The sequence below is a fragment of the Klebsiella sp. GN_Kp190 genome, from assembly GCF_040061795.1.
Taxonomy (GTDB): Bacteria; Pseudomonadota; Gammaproteobacteria; order Enterobacterales; family Enterobacteriaceae; genus Klebsiella; species Klebsiella michiganensis.
This window is the reverse complement of record NZ_JBEAFN010000027.1, coordinates 75,727-95,957: the sequence shown is the minus strand read 5'-3', so window position 1 is coordinate 95,957 and position 20,231 is coordinate 75,727. Positions and strand designations below refer to the sequence as shown.

At 57.8% G+C, this 20,231-nt stretch carries 22 protein-coding genes; 9 read left to right on the top strand and 13 right to left on the bottom strand.

The window, feature by feature from the left end; all coding sequences use genetic code 11:
• Positions 1–31 precede the first annotated feature (31 nt).
• Together edd and ABLU67_RS15310 are read left to right on the top strand one after the other, a co-directional pair.
• Positions 32–1,843: a phosphogluconate dehydratase gene (edd, locus tag ABLU67_RS15315; RefSeq protein ID WP_025106126.1), complete on the top strand. Its 1,812-nt coding sequence runs from the start codon at positions 32–34 to the stop codon at positions 1,841–1,843.
• A 37-nt stretch (positions 1,844–1,880) separates the two neighbouring features.
• Positions 1,881–2,522, top strand: a complete 642-nt coding sequence (locus tag ABLU67_RS15310) for a bifunctional 4-hydroxy-2-oxoglutarate aldolase/2-dehydro-3-deoxy-phosphogluconate aldolase (RefSeq protein WP_004103368.1) — start codon at positions 1,881–1,883, stop codon at positions 2,520–2,522.
• Between the two features lie 45 nt (positions 2,523–2,567).
• Here the strand turns inward: ABLU67_RS15310 and purT are convergent, their stop codons facing one another.
• Complete coding sequence (gene purT / locus ABLU67_RS15305; protein WP_004852102.1) at positions 2,568–3,746, bottom strand: formate-dependent phosphoribosylglycinamide formyltransferase; 1,179 nt, start codon at positions 3,744–3,746, stop codon at positions 2,568–2,570.
• Between the two features lie 135 nt (positions 3,747–3,881).
• On the opposite strand from purT, the gene ABLU67_RS15300 reads away from it, so the two are divergent.
• From ABLU67_RS15300 to ptrB, 3 genes are all read left to right on the top strand, one after another.
• Complete coding sequence (locus tag ABLU67_RS15300; protein ID WP_185220032.1) at positions 3,882–4,253, top strand: YebG family protein; 372 nt, start codon at positions 3,882–3,884, stop codon at positions 4,251–4,253.
• Between the two features lie 144 nt (positions 4,254–4,397).
• Positions 4,398–5,078: a DUF533 domain-containing protein gene (locus ABLU67_RS15295; protein ID WP_047723549.1), complete on the top strand. Its 681-nt coding sequence runs from the start codon at positions 4,398–4,400 to the stop codon at positions 5,076–5,078.
• 133 nt (positions 5,079–5,211) lie between these two features.
• A complete protein-coding gene (gene ptrB / locus ABLU67_RS15290; RefSeq protein WP_033836507.1) occupies positions 5,212–7,272 on the top strand; it encodes an oligopeptidase B in 2,061 nt (686 codons plus the stop codon).
• Between the two features lie 6 nt (positions 7,273–7,278).
• On the opposite strand, the gene exoX is transcribed toward ptrB, so the two are convergent.
• Positions 7,279–7,938: an exodeoxyribonuclease X gene (gene exoX, locus ABLU67_RS15285; protein WP_014229839.1), complete on the bottom strand. Its 660-nt coding sequence runs from the start codon at positions 7,936–7,938 to the stop codon at positions 7,279–7,281.
• Positions 7,939–8,016: 78 nt separating this feature from the next.
• Positions 8,017–8,247: a DNA polymerase III subunit theta gene (locus tag ABLU67_RS15280; protein ID WP_004103351.1), complete on the bottom strand. Its 231-nt coding sequence runs from the start codon at positions 8,245–8,247 to the stop codon at positions 8,017–8,019.
• Between the two features lie 135 nt (positions 8,248–8,382).
• On the opposite strand from ABLU67_RS15280, the gene yobA reads away from it, so the two are divergent.
• The 3 genes from yobA to ABLU67_RS15265 are packed head-to-tail and all read left to right on the top strand — an operon-like array spanning position 8,383 to position 9,986.
• Entirely contained in the window at positions 8,383–8,757 is a 375-nt protein-coding gene (gene yobA, locus ABLU67_RS15275; protein WP_014229838.1) for a CopC domain-containing protein YobA, read from the top strand.
• Between the two features lie 4 nt (positions 8,758–8,761).
• Positions 8,762–9,631: a copper homeostasis membrane protein CopD gene (gene copD / locus ABLU67_RS15270; protein ID WP_025106130.1), complete on the top strand. Its 870-nt coding sequence runs from the start codon at positions 8,762–8,764 to the stop codon at positions 9,629–9,631.
• Positions 9,632–9,647: 16 nt separating this feature from the next.
• Positions 9,648–9,986 carry a YebY family protein gene (locus tag ABLU67_RS15265; protein ID WP_004103344.1) on the top strand — a complete coding sequence of 113 codons (339 nt, stop codon included), beginning with the start codon at positions 9,648–9,650 and terminating at the stop codon, positions 9,984–9,986.
• 384 nt (positions 9,987–10,370) lie between these two features.
• Here ABLU67_RS15265 and ABLU67_RS15260 read toward each other — a convergent pair whose 3' ends face one another.
• From ABLU67_RS15260 to ABLU67_RS15230, 7 genes are all read right to left on the bottom strand, one after another.
• Positions 10,371–11,330, bottom strand: coding sequence for a spore coat protein U domain-containing protein (locus tag ABLU67_RS15260; protein ID WP_219558452.1), 960 nt, complete (start codon positions 11,328–11,330; stop codon positions 10,371–10,373).
• 14 nt (positions 11,331–11,344) lie between these two features.
• Entirely contained in the window at positions 11,345–13,675 is a 2,331-nt protein-coding gene (locus tag ABLU67_RS15255) for a fimbria/pilus outer membrane usher protein (RefSeq protein ID WP_047723554.1), read from the bottom strand.
• 2 nt (positions 13,676–13,677) lie between these two features.
• On the bottom strand, positions 13,678–14,442 hold the full coding sequence (locus ABLU67_RS15250) for a fimbria/pilus periplasmic chaperone (protein WP_049102470.1): 765 nt from the start codon (positions 14,440–14,442) through the stop codon (positions 13,678–13,680).
• Positions 14,443–14,460: 18 nt separating this feature from the next.
• The gene (locus tag ABLU67_RS15245; protein WP_004852079.1) at positions 14,461–14,979 is read right to left on the bottom strand and encodes a spore coat U domain-containing protein; all 519 of its coding nucleotides are present in this window, start codon (positions 14,977–14,979) and stop codon (positions 14,461–14,463) included.
• Positions 14,980–15,001: 22 nt separating this feature from the next.
• Complete coding sequence (locus tag ABLU67_RS15240) at positions 15,002–15,553, bottom strand: spore coat U domain-containing protein (protein ID WP_032694913.1); 552 nt, start codon at positions 15,551–15,553, stop codon at positions 15,002–15,004.
• A gap of 579 nt (positions 15,554–16,132) precedes the next feature.
• Positions 16,133–16,276, bottom strand: coding sequence for an Ecr family regulatory small membrane protein (locus tag ABLU67_RS15235; RefSeq protein WP_009651986.1), 144 nt, complete (start codon positions 16,274–16,276; stop codon positions 16,133–16,135).
• Positions 16,277–16,387: 111 nt separating this feature from the next.
• A complete protein-coding gene (locus ABLU67_RS15230) occupies positions 16,388–17,332 on the bottom strand; it encodes a VirK/YbjX family protein (RefSeq protein ID WP_004852075.1) in 945 nt (314 codons plus the stop codon).
• Between the two features lie 164 nt (positions 17,333–17,496).
• On the opposite strand from ABLU67_RS15230, the gene pphA reads away from it, so the two are divergent.
• Positions 17,497–18,150: a protein-serine/threonine phosphatase gene (gene pphA, locus ABLU67_RS15225; protein ID WP_025106137.1), complete on the top strand. Its 654-nt coding sequence runs from the start codon at positions 17,497–17,499 to the stop codon at positions 18,148–18,150.
• On the opposite strand, the gene ABLU67_RS15220 is transcribed toward pphA, so the two are convergent.
• The 3 genes from ABLU67_RS15220 to rsmF all read right to left on the bottom strand — a co-directional run bounded on the left by ABLU67_RS15220 (position 18,147) and on the right by rsmF (position 20,224).
• Entirely contained in the window at positions 18,147–18,338 is a 192-nt protein-coding gene (locus ABLU67_RS15220) for a YebW family protein (RefSeq protein ID WP_004122014.1), read from the bottom strand. The genes pphA and ABLU67_RS15220 overlap by 4 nt on opposite strands.
• 97 nt (positions 18,339–18,435) lie before the next feature.
• Positions 18,436–18,675, bottom strand: coding sequence for a YebV family protein (locus tag ABLU67_RS15215; protein WP_004852069.1), 240 nt, complete (start codon positions 18,673–18,675; stop codon positions 18,436–18,438).
• A gap of 115 nt (positions 18,676–18,790) precedes the next feature.
• Positions 18,791–20,224: a 16S rRNA (cytosine(1407)-C(5))-methyltransferase RsmF gene (gene rsmF / locus ABLU67_RS15210; RefSeq protein ID WP_074189027.1), complete on the bottom strand. Its 1,434-nt coding sequence runs from the start codon at positions 20,222–20,224 to the stop codon at positions 18,791–18,793.
• Positions 20,225–20,231: the final 7 nt, after the last annotated feature.

The following is a 20,231-nucleotide window of genomic DNA, read 5'->3' as shown; positions in this document are numbered from 1 at the left end:
CGGCCGGACAGATGAAATTTGAGGAGCCTTTATGAATTCAGAAATGTTACGGGTAACAAATCGCATCATCGAACGCTCGCGCGATACCCGCGAAGCCTACCTCGCCCGGATTAACCAGGCCAAAACCGACACCGTTCATCGCGCCCAGCTGGCATGCGGTAACCTGGCCCACGGCTTTGCCGCCTGCCAGGCGGATGACAAAGCCTCGCTGAAAAGCATGCTGCGCAATAACATCGCCATTATTACCTCCTACAACGATATGCTGTCCGCCCACCAGCCCTATGAGCGCTATCCGGACATTATCCGCAAAGCGCTGCACTCCGCGAACGCGGTAGGCCAGGTCGCCGGCGGCGTTCCGGCGATGTGCGATGGCGTGACGCAGGGGCAGGATGGGATGGAGCTGTCGCTGCTCAGCCGCGAAGTGATTGCCATGTCCGCCGCGATTGGCCTGTCGCACAACATGTTTGACGGCGCGCTCTACCTCGGCGTCTGCGATAAAATTGTCCCCGGCCTGGCGATGGCTGCGCTGTCGTTCGGCCACCTGCCGTCCATCTTTATCCCTTCCGGGCCGATGGCCAGCGGCCTGGCGAATAAAGAAAAAGTGCGCATTCGTCAGCTCTATGCGGAAGGCAAAGTGGATCGTATGGCGCTGCTGGAGTCCGAAGCCGCGTCTTACCATGCGCCTGGCACCTGTACCTTCTACGGTACCGCCAATACCAACCAGATGGTGGTTGAGTTTATGGGGATGCAGCTGCCCGGATCGTCATTCGTGCATCCGGATGCGCCGCTGCGCGAAGCGCTGACCGCCGCCGCCGCCCGCCAGGTGACCCGCCTGACCGGCAACGGTAACGAGTGGATGCCGCTGGGCAAAATGTTTGATGAAAAAGTGGTGGTCAACGGGATTGTCGCGCTGCTGGCAACCGGGGGCTCCACCAACCACACCATGCACCTGGTGGCTATGGCGCGGGCGGCAGGGATTATCATTAACTGGGATGATTTCTCCGATCTCTCTGACGTGGTGCCGCTGCTGGCGCGCCTCTACCCGAACGGCCCGGCGGATATTAACCACTTCCAGGCGGCTGGCGGCGTGCCGGTGCTGGTGCGCGAGCTGCTGAAAGGCGGCCTGCTGCATGAAGATGTTCACACCGTGGCCGGCTTCGGCCTCTCTCGCTACACCATGGAGCCCTGGCTTAATAATGGCGAACTTGACTGGCGCGAAGGGGCGACCGCGCCGCTGGACGAACAGGTTATCGCCACGTTTGACAAACCGTTCTCTCGCCACGGCGGCACCAAAGTGCTGAGCGGTAACCTCGGACGCGCGGTCATGAAAACCTCCGCCGTGCCGGTTGAAAACCAGATTATTGAAGCTCCTGCGGTGGTTTTCGAGAGCCAGCATGACGTACTGCCCGCCTTTGAAGCGGGGCTGCTCGACAAAGATTGCGTGGTTGTCGTCCGTCATCAGGGGCCAAAAGCGAACGGCATGCCAGAATTACATAAACTTATGCCGCCACTTGGTGTATTATTGGACCGCCGTTTCAAAATTGCGCTGGTAACCGATGGTCGTCTCTCCGGCGCATCAGGCAAAGTGCCATCGGCAATCCACGTGACGCCCGAAGCGTACGATGGGGGCCTGCTGGCGAAGGTACGCGATGGCGATATCATCCGCGTTAACGGCCAGACGGGCGAGCTAACGCTGCTGGTCGATGACGCAGAGCTGGCCGCGCGTCAGGCGCATATTCCTGACCTGAGCGGTTCGCGCGTGGGAACCGGCCGGGAAATGTTCGGTGCGCTGCGTGAGAAACTCTCCGGAGCAGAACAGGGCGCAACCTGCATCAATTTTTAAGACGATTCGATTTATAGATCTGGCGAGAGAAAATCTGATGAAAAACTGGAAAACAACTGCAGAAGCAATCCTCACCTCCGGCCCGGTAGTACCGGTAATCGTGGTGAAAAAGCTGGAACACGCTGTGCCAATGGCGAAAGCGCTGGTTGCAGGCGGCGTACGCGTACTGGAAGTGACCCTGCGTACCGAGTGCGCGATGGACGCTATCCGCGCGATCGCCAAAGAAGTCCCGGAAGCGATTGTCGGTGCCGGTACCGTCACTAACGTTGAGCAGCTGAAAGAAGTGACCGAAGCGGGCGCGCAGTTTGCTATCAGCCCTGGCCTGACCGAATCCCTGCTGAAAGCGGCGACCGGCGAAGGCACTATTCCGCTGATCCCGGGGATCAGCACCGTATCCGAGCTGATGCTGGGTATGCAGTATGGCCTGAAAGAGTTCAAATTCTTCCCGGCGGAAGCAAACGGCGGCGTGAAAGCGCTGCAGGCGATTGGCGGCCCGTTCGCGCACATTCGCTTCTGCCCGACTGGCGGCATCTCTCCGGCGAACTATCGCGACTATCTGGCGCTGAACAGCGTACTTTGCATCGGCGGCTCCTGGCTGGTGCCGGCGGATGCGCTGGAAGCCGGTGATTACGACCGTATCACCAAACTGGCTCGTGAGGCGGTAGAAGGCGCGAAGTAATCTTCGCGCACTCACCAGAGGCCCGGTCTGCGACCGGGCTTTTTTTTATCCTGCGACCACGACCGCTGACGCCGCCGCTTTGGCGCGCGCAACAGCTTCCTCAACGTTATCGGCTATCGCCAGCGTCACGCCCAGACGACGCGAACCGTCAATTTCCGGCTTGCCGAACAGACGCAGCTGCAGTCCCGCGCCGACCGCGGCCTGAATATTGCTGAAAGTGACGTTCTGGCTGGTTAGCTGCGGCAGGATCACCGCCGAGGCCGCCGGGCCGTACTGGCGAATCGCGCCAATCGGCAGGCCGAGGAAGGCGCGAACGTGCAGGGCGAACTCGGATAAGTCCTGTGAAATCAGCGTGACCATACCGGTGTCGTGCGGGCGCGGCGAGACTTCGCTAAAAATCACCTCATCACCGCAGACGAACAGTTCGACGCCGAACAGGCCGTAGCCGCCCAGCGCCAGCACCACTTGACGGGCGATTTCCTGCGCGCGTTCCAGCGCCAGCGCGCTCATCTGCTGCGGCTGCCAGGATTCACGATAGTCGCCATCTTCCTGGCGATGACCGACCGGCGCGCAGAAGTGTACGCCATCCGCGGCGCTGACGGTGAGAAGGGTAATCTCGAAATCAAAATTCACCACGCCTTCAACGATAACGCGTCCGGCTCCGGCGCGGCCGCCCTGCTGCGCATACTGCCAGGCGTCAGCCAGCTGTTCGCTGGAACGAATAAAGCTCTGGCCTTTACCCGATGAGCTCATTACCGGCTTGACGATGCACGGCAGGCCTATCCCGGCGACGGCTTCGCGGAAGGCGGGTTCGCTGTCGGCAAAACGGTAGGCGGAGGTCGGCAGCTTCAGCTCTTCAGCTGCCAGGCGGCGGATCCCTTCGCGATTCATGGTGAGCTTTGCCGCGCGCGCGGTGGGGACGACTTTCTGCCCGGCCTGCTCCAGCGCGACCAGTGTATCGGTGGCGATGGCCTCGATTTCCGGCACGATAAAGTCAGGTTTTTCCTGCTCAATCAGCGCCTGCAGCGTTTCGCCGTGCAGCATATTGATGACGTGCGAACGGTGTGCGACCTGCATGGCCGGAGCGTCAGGGTAACGATCGACGGCGATGGTCTCAATTCCCAGGCGCTGGCATTCAATGGCCACTTCTTTACCCAGTTCGCCGGAACCTAACAACATTACCTTTGTTGCCGCAGGGCGCAGTGCCGTACCTAATACAGTCATAACTCTCTTCCGCAGTAAAAAAACATGCGCCGCATTATAAACGAAAACGTTTGCGCATGTCTTTATGCGCGTCATTTGAGTTCGGGGAAGAAATTTGATATACTGTATAAAAATACAGTACTGAGAGGCTGCATCATGGCGGTTGAAATTAAATATGTAGTGATTCGCGAAGGTGAGGAAAAAATGTCTTTTGCCAGCAAAAAAGAGGCCGATGCTTATGACAAAATGCTCGATCTGGCGGAAGTACTGAACGACTGGCTGGTTGAATGCCCGCTAACGCTCGATGAAGAGCAGCGCGATAGCATGGCGATGTGGCTGGCCGAACGTAAAGACACCCTCAACCATATTTTGCGCTCCGGTAAGCTGCCGGAAGCCGAGGGCGCCGCCGAGGGCGCCGCCGAGGCGCCAGCCGATCGCGCAGAAGCAGAAGAGGGCGACAAGACCGACGACGTCGTCGAATCTGAAGCTCCGGCGCCGGCGAAGCCGCGCAAAGCGAAAGCGGCCTGAGCTACGCTGCCGCCACCAGCGGTTCTGGCGGCAGGCTCCCGCGCTTCCCGGCGCGACATTTGCTCATCTTTAGCTGCCGATAACGTTTCCTGACGTCGCGTCGTTTAGTCTGGTGGTATCGCTTATCGCGCAACGAGGAAATGTATGGCTAACTGGCTTAATCAACTGCAGTCTCTGCTGGGTCAGCAGGGACGGTCTTCTTCATCTGACGATCAATCAAGCGGCAAAAATTTACTCCTGCCGGGCGCGCTCGGCGGGCTGGCCGGGCTGCTGGTCGCCAGCAAATCATCGCGCAAGCTGTTAGCCAAATACGGCACCGGCGCGCTGCTGGTCGGCGGCGGCGCGGTTGCGGGCAGCGTTTTATGGAATAAATATCAGCAGAAGATGCGCGCCAGCGCGCAGCAGGCATCGGCTGATGTCGCGCCCTCACAGACGCCATCTCCCGCACCGGCCGAACTCGACGCCCGCAGCGAACGGCTGATTATGGCGCTGGTCTTCGCCGCCAAAAGCGATGGACATATTGACGAACGCGAACGGGCAAATATTGAAGAGCAGCTGCGTGCGGCAAACGTCGACGTCCAGGGCCGGGTGTTAATTGACCGGGCGCTGGCGCAGCCCCTCGACCCGCAGAGCCTGGCGCAGGGTATCAGCAGCGAGCAAGAGGCGCTTGAAGTTTACTATATTAGCTGCGCGGTCATTGATATTGACCACTTTATGGAACGCAGCTATCTGAACGCCCTCGGCGAAGCGCTGAAGCTCCCGCAGGAAGTGCGTGAGGATATCGAACGGGATATTCAGGCGCAAAAACAGGCCGTAACGCTCTAAATCCGCACGTTTCGCTTGCATCGCTGGCGACTTTTGCCACCCTTATATATTGTGTAGTCACGTCACCCTTCAGGCTGCTTTGAAGCAGCCTGAAAATTTTAGTACTCAATACAAGCCGCAGAAGAATAAGCAGATGCCACCAAAAGCGAAACGGATCCCCCATGCCATGACATTACATGGCGACACGCGAATCGATAATTACTACTGGCTGCGCGATGACGATCGCTCGCAGGCGGAAGTGCTGGATTATCTGCGCCAGGAAAATGAGTACGGCAAAAAAGTGATGTCTTCGCAAAGTAGCCTGCAGGACAGGGTACTCAAGGAGATTATCGACCGTATTCCGCAGCGCGAAGTGTCAGCCCCCTACAGCAAAAATGGCTATCGTTACCGTCAGGTCTACGAGCCGGGCTGCGAGTACGCGATTTATCAACGCCAGCCGGTAGTCAAAGAGGAGTGGGATGAATGGGACGTCCTGCTTGACGGCAACCAGCGTGCGGCCGGCAGCGAATTCTATACCCTCGGCGGATTAGGCGTTTCGCCCGACAACAGCCTGATGGCGGTGGCGGAAGACTATCTCTCCCGACGCCAGTATAGCCTGCGCTTCTTTCCCTTAAACGACGACCGGCAATTTGCGGAAGTGCTGGAGAACGTCTCGCCTGATTTTGCCTGGAGTAACGATTCGCAGACCCTGTGGTACGTGCGTAAACATCCCACCACGCTGCTGCCGTATCAGGTCTGGCGCCACCGTCTGGGGACGCCGGCCAGTGCGGATGTTCTGGTGTATGAAGAGCAGGACGATACTTTTTACGTCAGCGTGCACAAAACGACTTCCCAGCAGTTTGTGGTGATCTATCTGGCCAGCGCGACCACCAGCGAAGTGCTGCTGCTCAATGCGGAAATGACCGACGCCGAGCCGGTCTGTTTTCTACCGCGGCGTAAAGATCATGAATATAGCCTCGATCACTATCAGCACGCTTTCTATCTGCGCTCTAACCGTGAGGGTAAGAACTTCGGCCTTTATCGCACTACCCTGCGCGATGAGCAGCAGTGGGAGACCCTGATCGCGCCGCGGCACGAAGTCATGCTGGAAGGATTTACCCTGTTTACCGACTGGCTGGTTGTGGAAGAGCGCCAGCGCGGGCTGACCAGCCTGCGTCAGATCAATCGTAAGACAAGAGAGTCCCAGGGCATTGCCTTTGACGATCCGGCCTATGTGACCTGGCTTGCCTATAATCCGGAGCCGGAAACCGCCCGCCTGCGCTACGGCTACTCCTCCATGACGACGCCGGATACGTTGTTTGAGCTGGATATGAATACCGGCGAGCGGCGGGTGCTGAAACAGCAGGAAGTCAAAGGGTTCGATGCCAGCCACTACCGCAGCGAGCATCTGTGGATCAACGCCCGCGACGGCGTCGAAGTCCCGGTCTCGCTGGTCTACCGTCATGAACATTTCCGCAAGGGCGCCAGCCCTCTGCTGGTGTACGGCTACGGCTCCTACGGCGCAAGCATGGATGCGGATTTCAGCGCCAGCCGCCTGAGCCTGCTCGACCGCGGCTTTGTGTTCGCTATCGCCCATATTCGCGGCGGCGGCGAGCTGGGACAGCAGTGGTACGAAGACGGTAAGTTTTTGTGCAAGAAAAATACCTTCAACGATTATCTCGACGTCTGCGATGCGCTGCTGGCGCAGGGCTACGGCGATCCGCGTTTTTGCTACGGCATGGGCGGCAGCGCCGGCGGTATGCTGATGGGCGTTGCAGTGAACCAGCGGCCGGAGCTCTTCCACGGCGTGGTGGCCCAGGTTCCCTTTGTCGATGTCCTCACCACCATGCTCGATGAGTCGATTCCGCTGACCACCGGCGAGTTTGAAGAGTGGGGGAATCCGCAGGATGAAGCCTATTACCGCTATATGAAAAGCTACAGCCCGTACGACGGCGTGCAGGCTCAGGCGTATCCGCATTTGCTGGTCACCACGGGCCTGCATGATTCGCAGGTACAATACTGGGAGCCGGCAAAATGGGTGGCAAAACTGCGCGAGCTGAAAACCGACGATAACCTGCTGCTGCTGTGTACCGATATGGATTCCGGCCACGGCGGTAAATCCGGCCGCTTCAAAAGCTATGAAGGCGTGGCGCTGGAGTATGCGTTTCTGATTGGCCTGGCGCAGGGGACGCTGCCGGGCCAGGCGGAGGTATAGCGCCGATTACTCCCCGAGATAGTGCTTCAGCGTCAGGCGCAGCTCGGGGCTCATGCGATCCAGGTTATTAAACAGCCAGCGTAAATAGCCAGGATCGTTTTCCGCCACTTCCGAGACCGGCTTGCCGCGGTATTTGCCGAAGGTAAAGGTGGAGAGCAGCGCCGGGCGGCCGGTAATGGTCGCCATCTCCTCAGGCGTCCAGCCGGAGGTGTTGATGATATCGAGCAGCAGGGCCGCGGTGATATAGCAATCGTACAGCGCCCGGTGATGATGCAGTCCCGGTGGCGTCGCGACGCTGAGCTTGCGCGATTTATACAGCCCCATATTGCTGTACTTGATGCCTGGCCACAGGCGGCGCGCCAGCTTCATCGTGCAGATCCACTCGCCCTGCATTTCCGGCAACACCCGGCGGTCAAAGCTGGCGTTATGGGCGACATACCACGGACTGCCCATATACAGCGGCACAATCTCCTCGATCCACGGCTTATCGGCGACCATCTCTTCGGTGATATGGTGAATCGCCATCGCCTGCGGGCTGATAGGCCGGTCGGGGCGAACCAGGTGGCTCATGGGATTGGTGATGTGTCCGTCGACAATATCTACCGAGGCGATTTCAACAATGCCTCCCTGCAATCCGCAGGTTTCTGTATCGATTACGCGCAGCATGGCTCGCTCCAGGCCAAAGAAACCAGCGTAATAGAATGCGCGGGTCTTGCCAACGTGGATGTCCGCGGGGGACGGGAATTATTTCTGTTTCGGTTCATAGGGCAGGCGAGAGAGCGAAACGGAGGCCAGTCGATGGGCGATCAGACGTTCGCGAAACCAGCCGCGCAGATGCTCGGGCTGTTCTCTTTCGACTAAATCAGCCACCACCGGCATATTGTAGCGTTCTTTAAACGCGACGCCCGCCGCGGCGAGATCGACATTCACTTTGTCCATCTCCTCCTGGGATAGTTTAGCCAGGTTCTTTTCCATCGGTTTCTCCTCTGATAACGCCGCAAAAAGTACTAAGCACGCGGCAAAAAGGCAAGTCTCAGACGCTTAGCTCGACTGCGCCATTATACAGGGTTATTCTCTGTGCTACATACATAACAAAAAGGAATGACAACTATGCCAATCATCGCCGGGCGCGCGCTGCGTCTGTCTCTGTTTCTCGCCGGTTGCCTGACCGCAGCAGGCGCATCGGCCCACGCCCATCTACAACAACAGCTTCCGGCGGCCAATACCGTGGTGAACGCTTCACCGCAGGCGCTGACCCTGAACTTCTCCGAAGGCATCGAAACGCAGTTTAGCGGCGTAACCCTCACCGGCCCGCAGCAGAAGACCATCACCCTCGGTAAACCCGTCCGCAGCGACAGCAATAAGGCTCAGCTGACGGTACCGGTTGAGCAGGCGTTGACGCCGGGCGAATATACCGTTAACTGGCACGTGGTCTCCGTAGATGGCCACAAGACGAAAGGGCAATACACCTTTACCGTGAAGTAAGCCGATGCTGAGTGGAGTCTATGTCAGCTTACGCTTTATCCATTTCATTTCGCTGATCGTCGCTTTCGGCTGCGTCCTCTACGGCGCATGGTGGGCGCCGGTGGCCTTACGTCGTTTGATGATGCAGCGCTTCTATCCGCTGATGCGCTATTTATTATCAGCAAGCGCGCTGTCGGCGCTGCTGATGCTGATGGCGCAGGGCGGCTTGATGGGCAACGGCTGGCCGGACGTCTGGCAGCCGGCTATCTGGCAGGCGGTGGCCGGGACGCAGTTTGGCGGCGTGTGGGTATGGCAAATTTTACTCGCCTTTGTGGCGCTGGCGGTGGTCTGGCTGAAGCCCCGGCGACCGGGACGTTTGCTGCTGGTGCTGTTTTGCGCTCAGCTGCTGCTGCTGGCCGGCGTCGGGCATGCCGCAATGAACGATGGCTGGCTGGGGATAGTGCAGCGAACCAACCATGCGCTTCATCTGTTTTGCGTGGCCAGCTGGTTTGGCGGTCTGCTGCCGTTTATCTACTGTCTTCGCCTGGCGCACGGTCGCTGGCGGCAGGCGGCCATCTGCACCATGATGCGTTTTTCGCGCTACGGGCATCTGGCGGTTGCCGGCGCCATCGCCAGCGGCGTGGTAAATGCGCTGCTGATCCAGGGTGGACTTATCAGCACCTCGCCCTGGGGGCGTATGCTGTTGTTCAAATGTGCGCTGGTGGCGGCAATGGTGGCAATTGCGCTGGTGAACCGGTATGTTCTGGTGCCACGCATGTCGGCAGGCGGAACGCGAGCGGAGCAGCTCATCGTGCGCACCACGCAGATAGAAATTGCGCTGGGGGCGCTGGCGCTATTTGCCGTCAGCCTGTTTGCCACCTGGGAACCTTTCTGAATAAACTGGTTAAATCATGAAAAAAATCGTTCTGACAATGTTGTTACTGGCAAGTTCTGGCGCTGCGCTGGCGGCACCGCAGGTGATTACCGTAAGCCGCTTTGAGGTGGGTAAGGAGAGCTGGGCGTTTAACCGCGAAGAGGTGATGCTGACCTGCCGTCCGGGCAACGCGCTGTTCGCCATTAATCCCAGTACCCTGGTGCAGTACCCGCTAAACGACATCGCCGAACAGCAGATGAAAGACGGTAAAACCAACGCGCAGCCGATTTCTGTGATCCAGATTGACGATCCGCAGCAGCCGGGACAAAAAATGAGCCTGGCGCCCTTTATTGAGCGCGCGCAGAAGCTCTGCTGATCGCCGCCTGCATCCCGCTGTATTTACATGAAAAAAACCGCCATCCCCCGATACCGGGCGTGGCGGTTTTTTGTTGGCATCAGCAATTTTGATACGAATTATTCGTCCACTTTTGTCGCGGACTGGAAAACCTGACACGGTAAACTATTCTTATAAGGCAAGGCGACTTAGCCTGCATTAATGCCAACTTTTAGCGCACGGCTCTCTCCCAAGAGCCATTTCCCTGGACCGAATACAGGAATCGTGTTCGGTCTCTTTTTATCTGTTTTTCACAAGCCGCAGATTCCATTGCAAAACCCCAGTCGCTTTTTTCGGGGCTTTTTTCTTATACCACAACAATAATTTCCTAAACATTTCTTTTACAAAAAATCGTCTGCTAACGTTTTAGTAGCTCACGGTCACCAGTACGGTATCGCTGTAGGTTCCCGCAGGCTGGTTGCTCTGGGTCGGGTTAATCTTGAGGGTGTAGTTCGCGGACTGCGCGGCGCCGGAGCCGGTTACGCTGAGATTGTTGCTTTCCGTCCAGGCGCTGCCGTTGGGCTGGTAAAACTGATACTGCAGCCAGGCGGTTGGTTGGTTCGCAATGGGCTGGCTCATCTGCCGCCAGTCGCCGACGCTGGCGTTAGTGCTGGCGAGGTTGACGGTGTAGGCCGCGTTTTTAGTGCAGCGGATGGCAAGCTGGCCGCTGTACTGGCTAAAACCGGACGGAAGGGCGGCAGAGGCAAATTCGACGTCCGGCGCGCTGTCGATATAGCAAACATTGGTCACCTTCACCGACACGTTGACCGTCGAGGTCAGGGTTCCGTTATTCGGAATACATATCTTAATGCCCAGCAGATCGAGCCCGACGTAGCAGAATCGGTACACCCAGGTGATGGTTAACACATCGGTATAGGTACCGGCGGGGACGTTGGCTCCCGGCGTGGTTCTGAAGTAGAGCGGCATGGTGCCATCGCTTGAGTTAAATAAACCCAGCAGTTCGAGCAGCGTTGTTCTGGACCAGCTAATCACGCCGCCGTCCTGATAGGCCGGCGAGCACGAGGCGTCAGAACAGACGCTATAAGGGATGGCATCGCCCGCGCCATTAAGCAGCCGCGGAACGCTGTTGCTCTTGTTGGCCGACGCCAGAGTGGCGCTTAACGTATTGGTTGAGTTCAGCGCCACCAGTTCCGGGGTGCAGTAAAACCCCGCGCCGGCCATCACGCCCTGAGGCGCGCTGTTGAGCGCAAAGGAATCGACCGGGCCGATCGCTGGCGCACTGGTTTTGATACTGCAGGCGGCCAGCGCGGTGCTGGCTTGCCCGAGCGCTAAGAGCATCGCGAATACGAGGATAATACTTTTCAACGTTATCTCCGTTGTTAAGAGGGGCAGCTGACTGGACCTATCCGCTGCGGAACCGGCGTTGAGGACGGAAGTTCGAACTGGACGCTGCATCGAAGCTCTCCGGCGTTTATTTTGACTTCGTTGTGGCGTCCAAGATGCGAGAACCAGACTACGCCGTCATAGCCCACCAGGCCGCGTTGCTTGCTGTTAACCTCCTCGACCGGCGTACCGACCGGCAGCGGTTGCCCCCTGGCATCGACGAAGACGAGGGTTGCCGAGCGCACGCGGTTCACCGGGAAATCGACCAGCGCTCCGCTGCCTTCGCGCACGGCGATGCGTTTCTCCACCGTCAGAGCTTCGGTGTCCGTTGGCAGCGGTAGCGTATCGAGGGTGACTTTCCCCGGATACCACGCCGTCGCCCACGGGATCAGCAGATGACCATTTTTATCGGTCACGCCGACTTTGCGATTTTCATAATTCACCGCAATATTCGGGTAGTTGCCGGTGGAGACGACGATAAAGGCGTCGTTAATTTGCCGGGCGAAAAACAGACTGTTATCCATCAGCACCACCGAGCCCGCGGCCTCAAACCAGCTGTGACGATCGTCGCGCGACCCGTAGTAGCCTCCGCTCAGCGTTGACACGCGGTTGATCCAGGTCAGATCCGCCTGACTATAGTTATCGCCGCCGATCGAATGGGCGAGGTTCCAGCCCAGCCCGCCTTCTGCCGGAGCAGAGCGGCTGACGCTGATATTTTCTCCCCATTGTCCGGCGCTGGCGCGCTGGCCGCTTAGCTGGACGGAGGTTTGCGAATCGAAAGGGATGATGACCTGCAGCATGCTGGCGTAGCTACCTTCCTGCAGATCGCGGTTGACGCTCAGGCTGAGGCTGCTGCTGAGCCACAGGCCGCGGCTCCAGGAGAGGTTCAGCAGCCGGGTGCGCGAATTATCCTCGGCTTTGATATCAAAGTAGCCAATGCTAAAAGAACCGAGGGTTCGTCCCCACGGACTCAGGCTCAGCGTGGCCTGGTCTGACTGACGGCTGAGCGTGGCGGTAGACCCATAGGTGCTGAGGTTGTCGTAGCCGGCGCTGCGGCGGATATGTTGATAGCTCACTCCCCAGCTACTGCCATAGTAAGAGTAACCCGAGGTGAACTGGTTTCCGTCTCCCTCGCCACGGCTGGCGCTGCCCGACAGGCTGAGGGTGCCCAGATTCCCCACGCCGATATCGCTGCCAATGCCGGCATTGGTTAACCCTTCGCGGTCTTCGGTATGCGTAGAAAGCGTGAGCCAGTTGTTGAATCCGTAGCGATAAATAGCGCTTACCGCGCCGGCGCCATAATCGGCACTCCTGATACCGTAGTTGTTGCGCAGGGCGCCGAGGGTGAAATCAAAATCGCTCAGTCCTTCCCGCAGCAGGGTATTGGAGACATAAAAAGGGATGCTGGTGGAGACCTGGCGACCCAGAGCGTCGGTGGTCACTACGGTGGCTTCGCCGGCGCCGCTGATCCAGGGAACGTTGGTCAGCGTATAGGGGCCGCCATTGATTTGCGCAGAGCTGCTCTTATAGCCGTTAATAAACAGATCGACGCTTGAAGGAACCGCCGCGCTGCCGGATAAGTTAAGCAGCGGATATGTCACCAGATCCGGGCGAACGCTGAAGTTGCGGCTCAGGCGTAGCCCCCCCATGCGCACGGAACTGCTCCACGTCAGGGCGTTACTGACCACGTCCCCGGCCTGGTAGCTAATCATTTGGTCGCTATCGCTGTACTTCCACAGGGTGTCGTAGCGCATATAGCCCTGCTGCTCGTAGCCCGTCGAAGACCAGTTTTGCCGAATCACGGCGTTATTGGAAAGGACGCCCGGCGGGCCGAAAAGGCGCGTTTCGGTGAAGGTGCTGGTGGTTTGCGAACCGCCGGATGAAAAGAGGCTGTAAGCGTCGTAGTTAAATAAAATTCCCGGGCTGCTTATCGCGGTCTGGCCAGGTTGTTCCGTAGTCCCCCCTATGTGCTGCTCGGGGAGCCATTTGTCCGGAACCTGGAGCTTGAGGATCTGACCCGGCTGGTCATATTCCACTTTCACCGAGGGTAGCGTCGTCACATCAACCAGCGCGTCGCCGGTTTGCAGGGGAATATGCGCTTGCTGCAACACGCTGGCCGCGATCCAGTAGTGGCCAGCGTTGACCTTTACCGGAACGGCGCCGGCAAGAATATTGCCGTTGACCGATACGCTGAGGTACAGCTCGTACTCCTGCTTTTCGCCGTAGGATGCCGCAGGCGCAGGCAGGGAATCATAGGTCGCGGCGCAGGCCGTTACCGACGCCATCGCCAGCAGCCCCCCGGACGCCGTCCTTTTCAGATCTCTCATTTTTAACGATTCGCCGGAATTTCCACCGCCTGACCGTTATCCGTTAATTTCGCGAACAGATGCATTCCTGACGGCACGGAAGCGTTTCCGGCGCTCGGGAAACAGCTCTTTTTCTGCGCCAGAACGTAGCCGAGAAGACCATTAGCCTGGGGAATGCGCCCCTTGCCGCTCGCGTTCGCCCAGTAAACCGCGCTGAGGCGCGCGTGCTGATTGCCTCTGTTTTCGATGCACAGCGTCTGGCGGTTATTTTGCTGCGAGAGCGACCAGCGCAGCGTGGCCCTTACCGGTTCGACTGAACCCGCGTTCTTTAGCGGCGTGACGCCCTGCCCATAGGTAAACAGCGGCAGGACATAGCGCATGCGCATTTTCAGCCCGGCGGCGTTCTGTTCCGTCTGCGCCGCGGGTTGCGCGGCAGGGATCTCATCGATAACAATGCGATAGGACTGCTCTTTGCCGTTTGCGATGGGGGCGACGCGCATGAGCCGCACCAGCTGGCGCTGCCCCGGCGCTACCGTGGTAAAAGGCGGGCTGGCGACAACATCCCGCTGATCGGCGTAGACGTCCGCTGACGCTTTTTGATCCCAGGCAAACACGCGCAGCTGCAAATTAACCGGCGCGCTGCCGCGATTCTCCAGCCACAGTTCAGACCCTGTTTCGTGGCTTTCGATCGTTTGAAATATCGGCCATACCAGAACGGAGCTGGCGGCCAGCACGGATGAGGGAAGCAATAAAGCGAATATAAACGGCGCAAATCTACAGCGAATCATAGTTAACCTGTGAATTATCTAATAGGTCAGCGTGACGGTGACCGTGTCGGTATAGGAGCCCACCGCCGGGAAGCCATTCGTGGCAAAAAGGCGGCCATAAACCGTGTAGGTTTGCGTGGTGCTCGGAAAGGATGCGACGCTCAGGGCCAGCGTACTGCTGCCCCAAACGTTAGCGCGGTTGGCGTCCTGATAAAGCTGGTACGCCAGCGTGCTGCTGTTGCCGTTCGACATGTAGCGCTGAGTGGCTGAGCCGCCGTTGACGCCATAGTCGAGGGCGATTGAAATAGCGGTGCCGGGCGTGCAGGTCACGATGATGGAACCTGCGCCGGCGGTACTCGCGACATCCACGTTGCTGTAAAGCGATGACAGGGTGCCAAAATTCAGCGTGCCGAAGTCCGTCGTTTGGGAGCCGTCCCCGGCGCCCAGCGCGCAGCCTGCGGTTATCTGCGCGGAGACTTTGAACGTCTTTTGGGCAACGGCGGCATGGGCGCCCGAGGTAAAAAGCAGAAGTAATGTAAGCCACTCTGGTCGAAGCATGACGCCCATTTTCCTTATGCGGTTACCAGGCTAAGGTCGCGGTAACAATGTCGTCATACACATCGGCTGTCGGCGCGTTGACGCTCTGGTCTTCAGGGCGAATGCGGGCAAAAACAGGAATCGCCTGTGGATTCCCTGTGCCAACGATAGGTATCGTGCCGCCAGGCAGGATTTCGTTATTGCGGGCGGCATCCGAATAGAGCCGATAGGCAATCTGCTGGGTGCCACCGGCGTTTTTCATATAGCGCAGCGCAGCATCGCCAGACTGGCCGCCGTCAAGCGTCAGGGTCGAGGCAAGATCCTCGGTGCAGGTCACGGTTAGGGCGTTTCCGCCGCCGCTGCCGGTGATCTCCGCATCAATGGAGTTGGCTAAATCGCCATAGGAGCCGAAATTAATGTTGCCCCAGCGGTTGTTTTCGCCATTGCGGACATTCGATACGCTGCATCCGCTGCCGAGCGTCACCTGGACGCCAATCTGGCCGCTTAAGGTTCCCGCTGCAGAAGCCGGTTGAAGAATAACTATGGCGCTCAGTAAGCCGCCCAGGAGACTGCGCGAGATCGTTGTGACGTTCATAGAGAACCTCTTAGTGGAAAGCCGCTGAAGAAAAACAACAATGTAGCGATAGACGTTGGTCACCGATTAAGTGCCGCGGTTTTGTTGGTTAACGTATAACTACTCCTGCAAGATATGTGTAATTTTGTATTTATAGCTGGTTATGTGTTTTTTATTGGATTGTTATTCTGTATTTATGCCTTTTATGTGGATGCAAACTCTTTTTGTTAATTAATTGTTGGTGTTATGTTTTTTAATTGTGTTTTGAAGGGGCGTGAAAATAGGGCGATTTTTTCTTAAATCACAATCTGGCGCAAAGTTTGCAACAAAAAATCTGGACAAAAAGGCGGGTATAGACACTGGAGGCGCCGTTGAGCAAGGGCGAGGAGAAAACACCTGCACAAAATCAGGCCCATAGTGCAGGTGAACTTTACGGGCCAACATCGGAAGTGACCCAGTATACACATTTGTATGACAAATGAAATAATAGATAAGAGACGGTTTTTCACTTTTTTGGCGGTTATTCTTCTGACCGCGCTATGGGTTATTGTCAGGGAGGCGAAGGGGGCGAACGACGGCGTGAAAATAATGGGCAACGATTTATTCTGGCGCCACAAAAGAGGGGTACAGCCATGTTTCCAGAAAGCTCACCAGAAACCATATTTGTCCGCTAAAAATAAACCACAGAGCAGCGGTCAAAATAATCAACAGGATAGCCAGCAGGAGTAATTCTGTTTTGCTCATAACTTCACTAGCCGTCCGCAAGGAGTACAACGAAGTTATGATAGTAACTAAAGCGCCGTTGAAGATGCAAACGCCGTTGTGCTAAACGGCGTTGGCGAAGCGGCGGGAGAGCTAATCCATGAGTATCGCCATCTGAGCGGCCATATCATCCAGCAGCTGGAAGCGGCGACGATATTCGGCGCGTTTCTTACTGGCGATGCTCTCAAGCGTCTTTCTTTCCAGCTGCAGCGGCAGGCGCCAGCGCCAGGCGCCGTCGGCGACCCCATCGATAGAGTGCCAGAACTCGTTATAGCTGGCGTGAAAATGGCGCCCTTTACTCAGCCGATAGCGCAGCGCGCGGAAGACGTGGCCGCTGTCGCTGACCCCGTAAATGTGATGAATGTTGCAACGCGCCGCCATTAACCAGATAAATTCCATCAGCAGGCGTTTCGGGAACAGGCCGTAACAGGCGCGGGTCGCCCGTTTAATCACTTCGTGCGGAACGGTGCTGCGCGGCCCCTGCAGGCCGCCGATAGTCAACTGCCATTGCTCCTGCTGGCGGGTGACGCTAAAGGTCGCGCTGGCAAGCACAATCTCATCGCTATCGCGCAGCCACAGCGTCGTTTCGCCCTCGCGTTCGGCTTTGCCCGCCGAGGAAGCGGAGAGCGTAAACCGGCTGTCGTCTTTGCCTGTCAGCTCAAGCAGCGGCACATCTTTCGCGGCGGTCATGGCCCCGGCGAGGCGCGAGGCGCCCAGGGAATCAACGAACTGATAGTGGCTGATAATGGCCTGAGCGCGCTGGCTGGCGTTTAACCCGCGGGTTAAATACTGGCGATGGACTTTACCCGGCAGCGTCACCTGAGCGGCGAGCAGCTGATTGAAATCCGCACGCGCCGACAGGCTCTCCAGCATGCTGCGCGTTGGCGCATAAAATAATGCCGTGCGCAGTAAAAACTTAAGCCGGTAATGACGTTGTTGCCAGATGGGGGCGGGTGTGATCCGGCCCATCACCAGATCGGCAATGAGATTTGGGCGTCGCTCAACTACGCTGGCTGAATGCAGGCTGTTATCCGTCACGATGAATACCTCGGTGTTATTTAGCCTCTATTCTATGGATATATCGTGGGGAGCTTAATGCCCGGCCGGACTATATTTGGCTTTCGTTTAAAATCGATTGAGGTGCCAATTTACGGGCGGTGAAGCCGCAGGGTTTTCCTATAATTATGCGAGGAGGACGAAATATGTATCAGCGTATTTACGGTTGCGACTGGCGTAATATCTGGCTGGTGGGCGACCTGCACGGCTGTTTCGCACGCCTGATGGCGGCCCTTCGTGAGCGCAAGTTTGACCCTTACCAGGATCTGCTTCTTTCGGTGGGCGATCTGATCGATCGTGGGCCACAAAGCGCGGAGTGTCTGGATTTACTGCGCTATCGCTGGGTTTACGCGGTGCGTGGAAACCATGAACAGATGGCGCTGGAGGCGCTTGCCGACGGCGATATGAGGCTCTGGGAGATGAACGGAGGCGACTGGTATACGCAGCGTGCGGCGAGCCAAAAGCAACGCCTTACGGCGCTTATTGCCCGCTGCCGCCGACTGCCGCTGATTATTGAACTCCACAGCGGTGAGCAGGTGCACGTGATTGCCCACGCTGATTACCCCGCCGCGGTTTATCGCTGGCAGCGCGTTGTTGATGAGCACCAGGTGCTGTGGCGTCGGCAGCGTCTCACTGACCATCTCGCCGGGCGTCACGGGGCGATTGCCGGCGCTGACCATTTCTGGTTCGGCCATACGCCGCTGAAGCGACGCTACGATAGCGATAACCAGCACTATATCGATACGGGGGCCGTGTTTGGTGGAGAGCTAACCCTGGTGGCGCTACAGCTGGCAGGCTAAAAATCGCTGTATTCTCGGGCGGGAAGCCAGAAACTATCGATAAAATCTTCTACCGGAAAGCAGCCGCCGTGGCGTATCCGCTGGTCGTCCATGGCCGTTGTGCACTGCCGCTCGTTATCGTAAACATCGACAACGATATCTTCACAGCCGCCGTCCAGGTAACAAATAAACAGCACTAAGGCAAACATCCGAGCCTCATATCCTGAAAAACATAGCGTTAAGTGTAGGAGATGACGGAGAAGCGGGGAAATAAATAACCCGTCTCAGGCGACGGGTTCAATTGAGTCAGGCGAGGCGCATGACCCAGGCATCGGACTGGCGATCGTAGTGCTTACGGTAGAGGACGGAATGTTCACCATCAAGTATGGCGGGTACGCTGGTGTCCGCGTCCCATGCATCAAGCTGCATGCATAAATCCGGATCGGATTTGCAGGGGATGCTTAACGTTCGCTCTCCCTGCTGTTCGCCGTGCAGTTCGGCGTCGTCTATCTCAAACGCGCCGATACGTACGTTAGTTTTGGCCATAAATTCACCCCGGTTGTCTGCTGAGTTGTGGTACGACCAGTTAAGGCCGCCATTTTTCAGCGTAGACAAACGGGCGTAAAGCGCCAGTGAAAAAATGCTGTTTTTCGACGCGCCATCACGCTTTTTTGCTAAAAAGCTTACCGTCACGCACCAGTTCGCGGGGATAGCTATTTTTTAAACGCGACCCGACTTTTTTCGCCAGCCCGATCGGCGCGCCCTGATAGGTGACAATCGCATCATCCTTCTGCGGGAGCGTTTCAGGATAGATATCGCGACCGCGATACCACTCTTCCGCTTCGGCCTCCGTCAGCGCCAGGGGAGCGGCCGGCGCGGCAAGCGCAATCACCGCTTCGTGCTGCCAGCGGTAGCCTTTGTTATGGGTTTCGGCGATCCGGATGCCGATGCGGGAAAAGCGCACTTTGCCAAATAACGCTTCGAGCGCCTGTGGGAATAACCATATTTCTTTATCGCGCTGCCAGAGCGTATGGTCGGCGGTCCACTGCAAACCGACGGCGGCGGCGGCGGCAATTACGGCGGCGGATTCGCGGGTTTTAAGCGGCGTGAAGGGGAATTTCCCCACTTTATAACCCGGCGCCGGGAGCGGGTCGATGGCCGCGGTTTTACGTAAACGGGCGACGAAGAACCCTTCGCAGTCAAAAATTTGCGGGAAGACGTGCAGGAAGCCCTCCTCGGTGAGGGCTTCGCTGGCCTGCGGGAACAGTGAGCCGAGCGGCACGACTTCTACCGCCTGCGGATAGCGCGCCAGCAGCCCGTTGACCACCTCTTCGTTTTCTTGCCGGTTCAGGGTACAGGTGGAGTAAACCAGCGTCCCGCCGGGGCGAAGGGCGTGAAACGCGCTGTCAATCAGCTCGCGCTGGGTCACCGCAATTTCCGCGTTGCTTTCCGGCGACCAGTTTTTCAGCGCATCGGGATCTTTACGTACTACCCCTTCGCCGGAGCAGGGGGCGTCGAGCAGGATCGCGTCAAAGCATTCCGGCAGCGCGGCGCCGAATACCCGACCATCGAAATGGGTCAGCGCCACGTTGCTGATTCCACAGCGGCTGATGTTGGCGTGCAGGACTTTAACCCGGCTGGCGGAATATTCATTGGCCAGAATGCCGCCTTCATTACCCATGCGGGCGGCGATTTGCGTGGTTTTAGAACCCGGCGCGGCGGCGACGTCCATCACCCGCTTCGGCATCTGGCCGTCGGCAAACAGCGCGGCGACCGGCAGCATGGAGCTGGCTTCCTGAATGTAAAACAGCCCGCTAAGGTGCTCGGCCGTGCTGCCCAGCGGCAGGTCGTCTTCATCTTCACGCTCGATCCAGAAACCCTCTTCGCACCACGGAACTGGCGTGAGCTGCCAGCGGTAGGGGGCGACCAGCTGCAAAAAATCAGCCACCGTGATTTTCAGCGTATTGACGCGAATGCTTCGCCGCAGCGGGCGCTGGCAGGCGGCGATAAAGTCGTCGAAAGAGAGATGCGTCGGCATTGCCGCACGCATTTGAGCGAGGAATTCTTCAGGAAGATAGACAGCGTTTTGAGCCACGGGGAGC